Here is a 13915-nt window from a genome sequence, read left to right on the forward strand (position 1 = left end):
GGATCACCTCTCCTTCAGCGCCATCTTGGTGTTGAACCAGTTCATGAACAGAGAGGTGACGAGGCTGATGCTGAGGTAGACCACCATGAAGATGACCACGACCTCGATCGCCTGTCCCGTCTGGTTCAGGATGGTGCCGCCGACCGCGTAGAGATCGGGATAGCCGATCGCCACCGCGAGCGAGGAATTCTTCATCAGGTTCAGGTACTGGCTGGTGAGCGGCGGGATGATGATGCGCATCGCCTGCGGGATGACGACGAGGCGCATCCCGTCATTGGCCCGGATGCCGAGCGCGGAATAGGCCTCCGTCTGGCCGCGCGGCACGCCCATGATGCCGGCGCGCACGATCTCGGCGATGAAGGACGCCGTGTAGAACGACAGCGCGAGATAGAGCGACAGGAACTCCGGCTTGACGTTGGTGCCGCCGGTCAGGTTGAACGTTCCCTTCTGGGGATATTCGACCGAGACGGGCGTTCCCGCCAGCAGGAAGGCCAGGAGCGGCAGGCCGACGATCAGCGCGACGCTGGTCCAGAACACCGGGAAGCGCTGCCCCGTCGCCATCTGCCGCGCCTTGGCCCGGCGGGCGACGAAGACGCTCAGCGCGACCGCGAGGACGAAGGCCCAGAAGATCAGGCTCGAGCCCTCTTCCCAGACGAAGCGGGGAAAGTAGAAGCCGCGATTGTTGAGAAACGAGCCGAACGGCAGCGACAGGCTGTCGCGCACGCTGGGCAGGACCGCGAGGACGCCCTGATACCAGAACAGGATGACCAGCAGCGGCGGGATGTTGCGGAACACCTCGACATAGACCGTCGCCAGCTTGCGGATCAGCCAGTTGTTCGACAGCCGCGCGATGCCGACGATGAAGCCGATGATCGTGGCGGTGACGATGCCGGCGGCGGCGACGACGAGCGTGTTGAGCACGCCGACGACGAGCGCGCGCCCGAAGGACGAGTCGGACGTATAGTCGATCAGCCGGTCGGAGATGTCGAAGCCGGCGCGGCCGCGCAGGAAGGCGAAGCCGGTGGAGATGTTCGAGCGGCGCAGGTTCTCGATCGTGTTGTCGACGATCCACCAGACGCCGAGCGCGAGCAGGACGATGAGCAGGACCTGAAAGAAGATGCCGCGGACCTGCGGATTGTAAATCAGCGGAACGCGCGCGGGTTCGTCTCTGATAACGTTTTGTGACACATGGCTCCCCTTGACCTGGTGTCTGCGCCGGCGGGCGTTGTTGTTGTGTTACCCGGTGCCGGCGGCGAGGGGCCGGAGAGGACCCTGGGGAAACCTCTCCGGCCGCCGGAAGATCAGCGGATCGGCATGCCGTACTGCAGGCCGCCCTTGGTCCACAGCGCGTTCACGCCGCGGGCGATCTTGAGCGGGCTGCCGGTGCCGACATTGCGCTCGAAGATCTCGCCGTAATTGCCGGTCGCCTTGATGATGTTGACGACCCAGTCGTTGGCGAGGCCGAGATCGGTGCCGATCTTGGTTTCGGACTCGGTGCCGAGCAGGCGGCGGATGTCGGGGCTGGAGCTGTCCTTCATCTCGTCGACATTGGCCTGGGTGATGCCGGCCTCTTCGGCGTTCAGCAGCGCGAAATAGGCCCACTTGACGATGTCGAACCACTGGTCGTCGCCCTGGCGGACCGACGGGCCGAGCGGCTCCTTGGAGATGATCTCGGGCAGGACGACGTGATCGTCCGGCGAGGACATCTGCAGGCGCACGGCATAGAGGCCCGACTGGTCGGTGGTGTAGGCGTCGCAGCGGCCGGCGTCGTAGGCGGCGTTCGCCTCCTCGAACTTCTCGAAGACGACCGGGTTGTATTCCATGTTATTGGCGCTGAAGTAGTCGGCGAGGTTCAGCTCGGTGGTGGTGCCGGCCTGCACGCAGATCGAGGCGCCGGAGAGCTGCAGCGCGGAATTGACGCCCGGCAGCTTCTTGGCGTTGATCATGAAGCCCTGGCCGTCATAGTAGGTGACGCCGGCGAAGTTGAGGCCGAGCGCGGTGTCGCGGCTGACCGTCCAGGTCGTGTTGCGCGACAGGATGTCGACCTCGCCGGACTGGAGCGCGGTGAAGCGGTCCTTGGCGCTGAGGCCGGTGAACTTGACCGCGTTGCCGTCGCCGAAGACGGCGGCCGCGACGGCGCGGCAGAAGTCGACGTCGAGGCCCGTCCACTCGCCCTTGTCGTTGGGGGCCGAGAAGCCGGCCAGCGAGGTGTTGACGCCGCACTGGAGGAAGCCCTTGGCCTTGACGTCGTCAAGCGTGGCGGCCGAGGCAGCCGAAGCGGCCAGCGCGAGCGCGGCCGAGCCGAGAATTCCCGTGACGAACTTTTTCATACCCACTTACCCTTTTCTGTTATCGGGGCCTTGCCCCTGTTGCGCGGAACCGCAGTCCCGAATCGTTCTTTGTGGAAGCGGCATGGATATCCGACCGGGTCGTTGCCTTCGGTCGGGGCGAGACGCTCCACCTCCCACTCACGAATTGTTATCGAAAGCGATATTTCAGCCCCGGTCAAGTGCGAATGGCGCGCGTTTCCCTTTCGGGAAAAGCATTATCCCCTCACAACTTGCGGCAATCGCGGAATAAGAACGGCATCGGCCAAGTGTTGTCCCATTCCCTGCTTGGCGCTGGCGGTTGCGGCGCGGCACCGCGGCCGATATTTCTCGTGGCCGCAAACGGGGAGCGATCCGATGGCCAACGACATCTTCAAGGACAAGTTCAGGGACGCCGGCGTCGACACGCGGCTCGCCCATGTCGGGAACGACCCGCGCGCGTTCCACGGCTTCATCCACCCGCCCGTGGTGCATGCCTCCACCGTGCTGTTCCCCGACGCCGCGACCATGGCGACGCGCAACCAGAAATACCAGTACGGCACGCACGGCACGCCGACGACCGACGCCCTGACCACGGCGCTCGACGCGCTGGAGGGGTCGGCCGGAACCGTGCTGACGCCCTCCGGCCTCGTCGCCGTCACGCTGCCGCTCCTCGCCTTCCTGTCCTCGGGCGACCATGTGCTGATCACCGATTCCGTCTATCACCCGACCCGGCGCTTCGCCGACACGGTGCTGTCGCGCATGGGGGTCGAGGTCGAGTATTACGACCCGCTCGTCGGGGCCGGCATTGCCGGGCTGATGAAGCCGGACACGAAGGTGGTGTTCACGGAATCGCCGGCCTCGAACACCTTCGAGATCCAGGACATCCCCGCCATCGCCCGCGCGGCGCATGCGCGGGGCGCCGTGGTGATGATGGACAACACCTGGGCGACGCCGCTTTATTTCCGCCCGCTCGACCACGGCGTCGACATCTCGATCCACGCGCTGACCAAGTATCCGGCCGGGCATTCCGACGTGCTGCTCGGCTCGGTCTCGGCCAATGAACGCTGCTGGGAGCAGCTCGCGGCGACCAATCAGGCGCTCGGCAACTGCGCCGCGCCGGACGATTCCTACCAGGTGCTGCGCGGGCTGCGCACCATGGGCGTGCGGCTCGAGCGCCACCAGCGCGGCGCGCTCGAGATCGCCCGCTGGCTGGAAGGGCAGGCGGGCGTCGCCCGCGTGCTCCATCCGGCGCTGGAGAGCTTTCCCGGCCATGCGCTGTGGAAGCGCGATTTCACCGGAGCCAGCGGCATCTTCTCCGTCGTGCTCGCCGGCGGCGGCCGCGAGCGGGCGCACGCCTTCCTCGATGCGCTGTCGATCTTCGGCCTCGGCTATTCGTGGGGTGGCTACGAGAGCCTTGCCGTCCACGTCAACCTCGAGGACAGGACCGTCGGCGCCGGCGCCTATGAGGGCCCGGTGATGCGCCTCCAGATCGGCCTCGAGGACGCGGCCGACCTCAAGGCCGACCTCGAAGCGGCCCTCGCCGCCGCTGCGCGGGCCTGACCCGCCTGGCCCCCGGCCCCGTTGACGCTCCGGCCCCGCCGCTCTACAGGAACGGCACATCCGGAAGGGAAGGGTGGCCGAGTGGTTTAAGGCAGCGGTCTTGAAAACCGCCGAGGCAGCGATGTCTCCGTGGGTTCGAATCCCACCCCTTCCGCCACTTGCTCTCGCGAAAGCGTTCTCCCGTTCCAGGTGCGCCCGGATTTTTCCGTTGTGTTCGAGGGTTATGCGGGAGGGGCTGAGCACCGGCCCCGGCGCCAGGAGGCCCGGAAGCGGTCTCTCAGGGTTGATATTCTCCGGACCTGTTGACTGCGCCGTTCCGGTGAACAGCTTGTAAGTATCTGTCGATGAACGATTTTATTACGCACCAGCGCGGACTCCGATCCCGGTTCCCTTCGCTTCCTATTGCCCCTCACGTCGAACTTTTGGTTCCCGCCGCTACGATGCATCGGCGTATGTCGCTGCGAAGATCGTTTCGGACAGCCATTTCTTGAACGACGGATTGTCGGAGAACTGCTTGAACAACTCCGTGTGGTCGGAGAGCAGCTCAATCACTGCGCGTTCTAGCGCCTTGTCGTGCTCGATCCGGGCGTTCTGCTTGTCCGAATTCTTCATCGCGTTCTGGTACGCCTTGTCTGCTGCAACCTTGGTCGGCAATTCCTCCGCGATCACCTTCCCGATCTTGTCAGCATCCTTCCAGTCGATGTTGCCGAACATTTCGTTGAACGTCTTCAGAATGTTGCTGAGCAGGTCGAGCTCCGGTTCAGGCTTGCGACTGCCGCCGCCCAACGGCACAGGCCCTATTTCCGTGTCGGCATCGGGAAGCGCAATCGACATCGTCGCCTGCGCCTCAACCCGGTAGCTGTCCATGTCGATGGCTTCCAGAATTCCCTTCGACAGGTCCTGTTCCTCTGGAGCGGGTAATTTCGGCGTCAGGAAGTTCAGGAAAATCGAGAGCTTCTCCCAATCCGCGTTCGTATAGGGCAGGATTGCCGCGAGGAATCCGTAGGTGCGCGTGAAAGCCTTTGCCTTGCCCTTGAAGTCGACCTGGCCGTCTTCATCGAGATCGGCCTTGTAGACCGCGACACACGCATCGAGGATTGGGTCGAGCTTGTCCCGGTCGGCGCCACCGAGATACAGCGCCACGAGATCCTCCACCTGCTCCCACGAATAGACCTGATAGCCGTCAAGCCGCGCTTTCAGGTCATGCAGCTTGTTCGGGTCGGTCTCCTCGCTCAGGATCGTCGTACGGTAATAGTCCTCGAACGACGCCTTGATGCCATCAATCTCGTTCATGAAATCTAGCACGAAGGTGTCGTGCTTCTGCGGATGCGCCCGGTTCAGGCGCGACAGCGTCTGCACGGCCTTGATGCCGGACAGCGTCTTGTCCACGTACATTGTGTGCAGCAGCGGCTCGTCATAGCCGGTCTGGAACTTGTCGGCGACGATGAGGAACCGGTACGGGTCTGTCTGGATCAACTCCTCGATCTTGTTGCTGGGAAAGCCGTTGAGCGACGCCTCGGTCATCTTTTGGCCGCCATAATCATGCTCGCCTGAGAAGGCGACGATGGCTTGGTAAGGGCTCTTGCGCTCCTTCAGATACTCCCCGAAGGCGTGAAAATACTGGATTGCGCGGTGAATTCCGCTGGTCACCACCATGGCGCGCGCGGCCCCGCCGATTTTGCGATGGGCAATCACCTGGTCGTGGAAATGGTCGACCATGATCTCTGCCTTCTTGCGGATGGCATGGTCATGGGATTCGACATAGCGCCGGAGCTTCTTTTGCGCCCGCTTGGCGTCGAACTGCGGGTCGTCCTCCACCGTCTTCATGAGCCGGTAGTAGCTCTCGACCGGCGTGTAGTGCTTGAGCACGTCGAGGATGAAGCCCTCTTCGATGGCCTGTTTCATCGAATAATTGTGGAAGGGGACGTGCCTGACTTTCCCGCCCTCGGGTACCGCCGTGCCGAAAATCTCTAGCGTCTTGTTCTTGGGCGTGGCGGTGAAGGCGAAATAGCTCGCATTCGGCAGCACCTTCCGCGCTTCCATCAGCCGGTTGATGGTGTCCTCGACGGTTTCGTCTTCCTCCTCGGCACCATTTGCGGCAAGCGCGATGTTCATCTTTGCCGAGGTCCGGCCGCCTTGGCTGGAATGCGCCTCGTCGATGATGATGGCGAAGGTTCGCCCGCGATGCCCGTCCCCGATCTCGTCAAGGATGAACGGGAACTTCTGCACCGTGGTGATGATGATCTTCTTGCCCTGCTGCAGGAACGTCCGCAGCTGCTGCGAACCTTCCGTGACCGCGCCGACGATGGAAGATACCTGTGCGAACTGCTTGATCGTGTCGCGGATCTGTTTGTCGAGATTGCGCCTGTCGGTGACAACGATGACGGTGTCGAAGGTTGGCTTGCCGCCGGTCTCCAGCCCGATCAGCTGGTGGCCGAGCCAGGCAATCGAGTTGCTCTTGCCCGAACCTGCCGAGTGCTGGATCAGGTACCGCCGCCCGGCGCCGGAGGCCTCGGCGTCAGCCAGCAGCTTGCGCACCACCTCGAGCTGGTGAAAGCGCGGGAAAATCTGCTTTGGCGGCTTCTTCTTTCCTCGCTCGTCCGTTTCCTCGACCACCTGTGCATAGTTTTCCAGGATGTCGGTGAGGTTGCGCTTCGTAAGAACCTGCTTCCAAAGGTAATCGGTCTTCAAGCCATGCGGGTTCGGCGGGTTGCCCGCGCCGTCATTCCAGCCAATGTTGAAGGGCAAGAACCAGGACGCCTTGCCCTTCAAGTGGCTGCACATCCGTACCTCCTGGTCGTCCACGGCGAAATGGACGACGCAGCGGCCGAACTGGAACATCAGCTCCTTGGGGTCGCGGTCGCGCTTGTACTGCTCGATCGCGTCCTCGACCGTCTGCTTGGTCAGGCTGTTCTTCAACTCGAAGGTGGCGACGGGCAGACCGTTGATGAACAGCGCAGCGTCGAGCGACAGCTTGGTCGCATCCTTGGAATAGTGCAGCTGCCGGGTGACGCTGAACACGTTGGCGGCGAACAGCTCCTCGGCCTTCGCGTTGCCGGGGGTCGGCGTCCCGAAGAACAGCTCGACCGATCCGGGCCCGTGCTTTACTCCGTTCCGCAGCACGTCGATGACACCGCGCTTGGCGATCTCGCCTTGCAGCCGGTGAAGGAACTGCAGCCGCTTCGGACCGTCTTCCCCGACGCCGAGGGCTTCGACGGCCTCTGGCTGCGTGGCGTTCAGAAAATCGAACAGCTTGGCCAGGTCGATGGCGTGGTCCCGGTCGAAATCCTTCGATGCGCCAGCGACGTAACCGGCCTCGTCGATCAGCGAGCGGACGATGAGGGTTTCGAGGCCCTTTTCGCTTGTGTCGGTGTGCTGGCGCATTTCGCGGCCTCCTTGAACCGAGGGCCCGGCATCGACCCGAATTAGCCCCGCTTCGCTCAGGAACGCCTCGAGCATTGGGTCTTTGGCCTCGAAACCAGCAACCAAGCGTCGCGCCGCGTCAGACGGCATTTCTAAACGCACTCGAGAGCTGTTGGCTTGGGTTACGGATGAAATTCCTATTTGGCCGAATGGAACACCTACATATGCAGCTACCATTGACACCAGGCGTTGCCGCTCTTTCTGGTTCATCTCATCCGGATCACGCGCCACGATCAGATCGACCAGCATTTTCTGCTCTGCCGTCATCGGCGGCGGATCACCGCGTGCAATGATGCACGGTGACTTCTTGTACCGTTTGAGGTAGCTCACGCCCCATTTTTCGTTGTCCGCCCGCTCGTGACAGTTGGCGCACAGCGCAATGAGGTTTTCGAGCGAATGGTCTTGCGACTTGCTCCATGGAATGACGTGCGCATACTCGAGCGGCAGCGACGTGCAGCAGACAGCGCAATGATGACGAGCCTCGAAGAGCACATCGCGCTTTATTTCGATGGGGATTGAGGGCCTACTCGTCGGCATCGGCCCCCTCCATCACCTCGGCGTCGTCTCCCTCCAGCTCCTCCAGCGCGTCGTCTTCTTCGGCGATCGGCTCGTCCGCAGGCGCGGTGATCTCGACATCGCGCACGTCCAGCTTGCCGGTAGCGACGCTCGTAGCGGGACAGGTAGTCGACCACCTCGTCCCTTGTCGGAAAGCCCTTCGTCTGGCTCGACGGCATGGGCCAGCCGGGCAGCGAGCTGTAGCCCGCAGGCGAAAACAGGCGCAGCGAGTCCCATGTATGACGCCAGGCGCCGCCGGGCCGCCCCTCCGCGTCCAGCACCACGAAATCCAGACCGGCACGGCGAAGGTAGTAGGCGACCGCGAGCCCGGCCTGTCCGCCCCCGATCACCACGACATCATGATCAGGGTCGCTCATGCCGAGCGCTTCTGAGACGCTGTGGCAATCGACGAGAGGTCCGCCGCCGGGTCCAAGGCCTTTCCTGCGGTCTTCCTCTCCGAGTAGCGGTCAACAAGACGCGCTGCATGGGGGCGGGTAAGGATGGTGAAGCGGACCAGCTCCTCCATCACGTCTACGATGCGGTCGTAGTAGCTCGAGGGCTTCATCCGGCCGGATCCGTCGAACTCATCATACGCCTTGGCCACGCTCGACTGGTTGGGGATGGTGATCATCCGCATCCAGCGACCCAGAAGGCGCAGCGTGTTGACTGCGTTGAAGCTCTGCGAGCCGCCCGACACCTGCATCACCGCAAGCGTGCGCCCCTGCGTCGGGCGCATCCCACCCATGTTGAGCGGCAGGTTGTCGATCTGCGCCTTCATCAGGCCGGTGATCTGGCCGTGCCGCTCGGGGCTGCACCAGACCATGCCTTCGGACCACATCGCGTGCTCGCGCAGCTCGTGGATCGCGGTGTGGTCGTCGCCCGCGATCTGATCGGGGAACGGCATGTCCGACGGATCGAAGATGCGGACCTCCGCACCGAACAGCCGCAGCAGCCGTGCCGCCTCCTCGGTCGCCAGCCGGGAATAGGAGCGTGGCCGCAGCGATCCGTAGAGCATCAGGATGCGCGGCTTGTGGTCGTCCGGGCCAAGTTCGATTGCCAGGCGCTCCTGCACGAAGCGCCTGTCGAGAGCCGGCAGGTGATCGGGGTCAGGCAGGGTACGCAAACGCATGACCGGCCTCCTACTGCTGACTTGTCGCGGCCGCCGGCACGGCGGCAGGCGGGGAACCGCTAAACCAGCGGCGGCCGAGCCAGAGAGCGACATGCACCAGCAGGATGAGCACCGGAACCTCCACCAGCGGCCCGATTACGGCGGCGAAGGCGACCGGGGAAGCGAGTCCAAATGCGGCGATCGCGACCGCGATGGCCAGCTCGAAATTGTTGCCAGCGGCAGTGAAGGCGATCGCGGTCGTGCGCGGATAGTCCCCGGCGATCAGCTTGCCCATGGCGAAGCTGATGACGAACTGCACGACGAAGTAGATCACCAGCGGCACCGCGATCAGCAGCGCGTCGAACGGCAGAAGCAGCACGTCGCCGCCCTTCAGGCTGAACATCGCCATAATGGTGAAGAGCAGCGCGACGAGGGTGATCGGGCTGATCTTCGGCAGGAAGACGTCCTGGAACCAATCGGGACCCTTTCGCGCGATCAGGATGCGCCGGGTCAGGTATCCGGCCGCGAAGGGGATGCCGAGATAGATCAGCACCGCCTCGGTGATTGTCCAGAAGCCGACATCCACGACGCTGCCCTCCAGCCCGAAGAGTGGCGGCAGGACCGAGAGAAAGAACCAGGCGTAGGTCGAAAAAAACAGGATCTGGAAGATCGAATTGAAGGCGACGAGGCCCGCGACGTACTGATTGTCGCCCTTGGCCAACTGGTTCCAGACCAGAACCATCGCGATGCAGCGCGCCAGTCCGATCAGGATCACGCCGGTCATGTATTCGGGGTAGTCGCGCAAAAAGATCGCGGCGAGCGCGAACATCAGCACCGGGCCAATGATCCAGTTCTGGACCAGCGATAGCACGAGCACGCGCTTGTCGGCGAAGACGCGATGCAGTTCCTCGTAGCGTACCTTGGCGAGCGGCGGGTACATCATCAGGATCAGGCCGATCGCAATCGGGATGTTCGTGGAACCGACCGACATCTCGTTGAGCGCCGCGGGAAGGTTCGTAAAAGCGGTTCCGAGGAACACGCCTAGCGCCATCGCCGCGAAGATCCAGACGGTCAGATAGCGGTCAAGGAAGGACAGCCGGCGTGCCGGCGCTGTTGCGTTAGACATTGGAAGTTTCCTGTCAGGCGAGACTGTTGCCCGCGGTGTCGGTGATCTTCTCGCCATCCTCCTTGGTGAAGGCACCCTTCTGGGGCGGCAGGAGGTCGAGGACAGTCTCGGAGGGGCGGCACAGCTTGACGCCCTTCGGGCTGATCACGATGGGCCGGTTGATCAGGATCGGGTGAGCCTCGATCGCATCGAGCAGTTGCTCCTCCGTCAGACCGGGGTCGTGGAGACCGAGTTCGCCGTAGGGCGTGTCCTTCTCGCGCAGGATGTCCCGGACCGAGACGCCCATCCGCTCAACGAGCAGCAGCAGCAGCGTACGCGAGGGCGGAGTCTTGAGGTACTCGATGACGTGCGGCTCGACCCCGGCATTGCGGATCATGGCCAGCGTGTTGCGCGAAGTTCCGCACTCAGGATTATGATAGATGATGACGTCGGTGTAATTCGCGCTCATGCGCCGGCACCTTCCTTAATTGTGGCGTTGCCGGACGGATCACAGACAGCTGCGCCGACCGCGCAATCGCTGGTGTCGCCGCCACAGCAGTTTTCTGTGAGATAGGCCATCAGCCCGTTCATCGCCGCAAAGTTGGCGGTGTAGATCAAAGATCGCCCCTCACGGCGGAATGTCACCAGGCTGGCATGCTTCAGCTGGGTCAGGTGAAATGACAGGGTGGCCGAGGGCAGGTTCAGCTTCTCGCCGATATGCCCGACTGCGCGTCCTTCGCTCCCGGCCTGCACCAGCAGCCGAAAGATATCGAGCCGGGTCTCCTGCGCAAGCGCGGACAAGGCAGCGATGATATCTGTTTTTTCCATATCTCCAGAATAGTGGAGATGTTTCTGGTGTCAATGCCAGGATAGCCCTGCCGATCACCTCCAGCGGTGGCTGTGGAAGTGGCGCCGGAACTGCCTCCGGCGCCATTCACCTCCTTAGTGGTTTGATCCGCGGTAGACGATGCCGTTCGGGCGGTCGCCGACCGGGACGGTCTTGACGACGTCCTGGCTCGCCACGTCGATGATCGACACGGTATCGTCGGCAATGTTGGTCACGAACACGAATGCCCCGTCAGCCGATGACGATACGCCGTGAGCGCCACCCCCGGTGGCGATCGTTTTCACCACTTCTCCGGTCGCCGTGTCGATCACGGACACCGTGTCGTTCGGCTCCGCGTCGGTGCCCTGGTTAGCCACATAGACGTAGGCTCCGTCGGGTGTGGCGAACATCTGGATCGGGTTCGGCCCGACGTCGATCCTGTTCGTCACCTCGCGGGATGCGGTGTCGATGACGGCCACCCGGTTCTCGTCTCGAAGAGAGACGTAGACCTGATCGCCCGAGGGCGTGAACCCGACCTGGACCGGCGCTGCGCCCACCGGCATGCGCGCAAGCTCCGTCAGGTTCTGGGTGTCGATGACGGAGACCGAGCCGTCATCGACATTGGCCACATAGAGCTCGCTCTGATCCGGGCTGAGGCGCAGTCCGTGCGGAAAGGCTCCGGTCGCGATGCGCCCGATAACCTGAGCTTTTGCGAGATCAACGACTACGATCTCGTTCCCGCCGGACAGCGAAACATAGGCACGCCCGGTGCGATCGGCGACGACATGCGCAGGATGCGCCCCGACTTCCAGAGTGGCGACAGGTTGCGATAGTTGCTGTGGGTCGAGCACCACCAGAACCCCTCCGCCCGCTTCGGCCTCGGCATGTCCATCGTCCGCCGATCCGTGAGCGTGATCGGAGGCAGGGCTCCCGACCGCGAGCAGCAGATTCCCGTCCGGCGTCAGATCGACATTGTGTGGCGATACGCCGATCTGAACGGTCTCGACAGAACCGGTGCCGAGATCAATGGAGCTGATTGAATTGCCGCCCTCGTTGGCGGAGTACACGGTTCCGTCCCTCTGGATGAAGCCGGCAGGCTCCTGGCTGGCATTCGTCTCCAGCCATGCCTGCATTTCGGCGATCTCACGCTCCTGTGCTTCGATGATCTGCGCCGCCCACTCTCTCGTTTGCGGGTCATCTCCGTATTGCTGCACGATCTTCGCCATATCGATCGCACCTTGATGGTGCGGGATCATGCCCCGGACGAAGGCGACGTCCGGGTCTCCCGCCATGACGCCCTCCATCATCGGCCCGTGCATCTCGTCCATCGCATCGACATAAGCTTTGGTGAAATTTCCCGCGTCCCTATCGGCCATCGAAGGCATCTGTCCTGAAGGAGACATGGGAGCAGGGGCCCGATCCTCCTGCGCCTGCAGCGTCTCGGGGCGGTGGGCGTCATGCTCTGCCTGCTGGGCCAGAGCAGCGCCGGAAACCCCCATCAGGAGAGTGGCGGAAAGGGCAATTATTGTTCGGTACATCATTGTGCATCCTTTGGCGCCGGAGAAACGCCTCACATCCTCGGACGTGCGCTTTCCGGCTTCATCTGATCGTCGGTTGCTGGAGCAGCCGGGAACGAACAGCTCCCGGCCGTGCTTCACTATGCAATCGTGGTCAGACGCGGTGGCCTCAGGATGCCTGAAGGATTTCGGCCCAGAACACTGTGCTGAATGCGAAGGGGCGGTTCCCCGTCCAACGCTGGCAGTGCCGGCAGTGGATCGGGAAGCAGGGCAAGAAAGGTGCAGACCTGGCCGCAATCCAGATCCGGCGCTGCTTCAGGGTGACAGCATCGTTCGTCCGCAGCCTCGCTGCGGTCGTCGGAATGCTGCGAAGAGACGTCATGCTGCGCGCTGGCAACGGCCTGATCCAGGTGCGTGGCATGCGTGCTTGAACTGGCATGTGCCGTTCCAAGGACAGCGAAAGCGCTGAAGACGAGCAGCAGCAGGCCGGTCAGGAACTGGCGCGGCCAGTCCTTTTTCGACCAGAACGCCGCAGTCGAGCTCCTGCTCATGGCGTGGCTTCCTGCGCGAGGTCAGGACGGAGGCCTGTCAGGCACCAGTCGATATCCGTTCGCCCGCCGGCATCCGGACGCAGGCAGCCGAGGCTGCTCACGGGGGCAGGTTCCGCCCCGCGGGGCCCATTCTGGATGGTACTGGTGGCAGTCCGATGGGTCATGAGCAGCGTTCTTCTCAGACCTCCTGCGCGCCGCGGAACTGCCCGAAGATTTTGTGGTCGGCGGGAGTGAACAGGAACACCTCGTACGGCTCGGCAGTCATGCCCGGGAAGTCCATGCCCGGCGAGCCCGCCGGCATTCCGGGAACTGCGAGGCCCGTGGCCGCCGGGCGCTCGGTCAGGAGACGCTGGATTGCCGCGGCTGGAACGTGGCCTTCGACGACATAGCCGTCGACTTCGGCCGTGTGGCACGAGTAGAGCGCCGGGGGCACGCCGAGCCGCTGTTTGATGGCGTCCATGTTCTGGGATTCAACGATCCGCACCGGAAATCCCGCGGCCTCGATATGCTCGGCCCACCCGGTGCAGCAGCCGCAGTTCGGGTCCTTGGTAACGGTCACGAGTGGCGAGCTTGCGGCATATCCTGTCCCCGGTACTGAAAGCAGAACAGGTATCGAGCCAAGGCCTGCCAAGAAGGCGCGCCGGCTGATCGCATGGTCATTTCGCATCTCTAGTCCTAACGAACGCCGCCGACGATCTCAGCGGAAAAATACGTACTTGATCAATGCTGCGACGGTGAGGAGCGCAAGCACCAGAAGCAGGAGGCCCCAGAAGCCCATACCCCACATCATGCCGCCGGACATCATCTCGTTCATGGCGAGCTTCCTGTTGGCGATGACTGGCAGATACTAGCACAAGCTGCCGCCGCCGAACTTGAGGCGGCGCAAGGAAGGACACTTTGCTGGAGACGAACACGGCCTCGTGAGCCGTATCGGAGCCGTAGTGCTGGACAGATTCTTCGC

General features: G+C 63.2%; 11 protein-coding genes, 1 tRNA gene and 1 pseudogene. 2 read left to right on the plus strand and 11 right to left on the minus strand.

Annotation, left to right across the window (positions count from 1 at the left end):
• Positions 1–3 precede the first annotated feature (3 nt).
• Positions 4–1188, minus strand: coding sequence for an amino acid ABC transporter permease (locus M9945_RS10170; protein ID WP_367944408.1), 1185 nt, complete (start codon positions 1186–1188; stop codon positions 4–6).
• A 113-nt stretch (positions 1189–1301) separates the two neighbouring features.
• On the minus strand, positions 1302–2330 hold the full coding sequence (locus M9945_RS10175) for an amino acid ABC transporter substrate-binding protein (RefSeq protein WP_367944409.1): 1029 nt from the start codon (positions 2328–2330) through the stop codon (positions 1302–1304).
• 354 nt (positions 2331–2684) lie between these two features.
• Here M9945_RS10175 and M9945_RS10180 point away from each other — a divergent pair, with 354 nt between their 5' ends.
• A complete protein-coding gene (locus tag M9945_RS10180; RefSeq protein ID WP_367944410.1) occupies positions 2685–3869 on the plus strand; it encodes a cystathionine beta-lyase in 1185 nt (394 codons plus the stop codon).
• A 67-nt stretch (positions 3870–3936) separates the two neighbouring features.
• Positions 3937–4026 (plus strand) — tRNA-Ser (locus M9945_RS10185).
• Positions 4027–4304: 278 nt separating this feature from the next.
• Here M9945_RS10185 and M9945_RS10190 read toward each other — a convergent pair.
• The 9 genes and pseudogenes from M9945_RS10190 to M9945_RS10230 all read right to left on the minus strand — a co-directional run bounded on the left by M9945_RS10190 (position 4305) and on the right by M9945_RS10230 (position 13513).
• The gene (locus M9945_RS10190; RefSeq protein WP_367944411.1) at positions 4305–7829 is read right to left on the minus strand and encodes a type I restriction endonuclease; all 3525 of its coding nucleotides are present in this window, start codon (positions 7827–7829) and stop codon (positions 4305–4307) included.
• A gap of 206 nt (positions 7830–8035) precedes the next feature.
• A pseudogene (locus tag M9945_RS10195) lies at positions 8036–8224 on the minus strand (FAD-dependent oxidoreductase); the annotation flags it as partial.
• A complete protein-coding gene (gene arsH / locus M9945_RS10200; RefSeq protein ID WP_209336176.1) occupies positions 8221–8976 on the minus strand; it encodes an arsenical resistance protein ArsH in 756 nt (251 codons plus the stop codon). The pseudogene M9945_RS10195 and the gene arsH, both read right to left, overlap by 4 nt.
• A 10-nt stretch (positions 8977–8986) precedes the next feature.
• Complete coding sequence (gene arsB / locus M9945_RS10205; RefSeq protein WP_209336175.1) at positions 8987–10081, minus strand: ACR3 family arsenite efflux transporter; 1095 nt, start codon at positions 10079–10081, stop codon at positions 8987–8989.
• Between the two features lie 13 nt (positions 10082–10094).
• The gene (gene arsC / locus M9945_RS10210; protein WP_209336174.1) at positions 10095–10529 is read right to left on the minus strand and encodes an arsenate reductase (glutaredoxin); all 435 of its coding nucleotides are present in this window, start codon (positions 10527–10529) and stop codon (positions 10095–10097) included.
• Positions 10526–10888, minus strand: a complete 363-nt coding sequence (locus M9945_RS10215; protein WP_209336173.1) for a helix-turn-helix transcriptional regulator — start codon at positions 10886–10888, stop codon at positions 10526–10528. Before M9945_RS10215 ends, arsC begins: the two co-directional genes overlap by 4 nt.
• 114 nt (positions 10889–11002) lie before the next feature.
• Complete coding sequence (locus M9945_RS10220; RefSeq protein WP_245247952.1) at positions 11003–12427, minus strand: DUF305 domain-containing protein; 1425 nt, start codon at positions 12425–12427, stop codon at positions 11003–11005.
• Between the two features lie 116 nt (positions 12428–12543).
• A complete protein-coding gene (locus tag M9945_RS10225; protein ID WP_209336172.1) occupies positions 12544–12954 on the minus strand; it encodes a hypothetical protein in 411 nt (136 codons plus the stop codon).
• A gap of 178 nt (positions 12955–13132) precedes the next feature.
• Positions 13133–13513, minus strand: a complete 381-nt coding sequence (locus tag M9945_RS10230) for a DUF411 domain-containing protein (RefSeq protein ID WP_342453440.1) — start codon at positions 13511–13513, stop codon at positions 13133–13135.
• Positions 13514–13915 lie beyond the last annotated feature (402 nt).

Origin of the sequence: Aquamicrobium sp., from assembly GCF_023954335.1 — a bacterium.
GTDB lineage: Bacteria > Pseudomonadota > Alphaproteobacteria > Rhizobiales > Rhizobiaceae > Aerobium.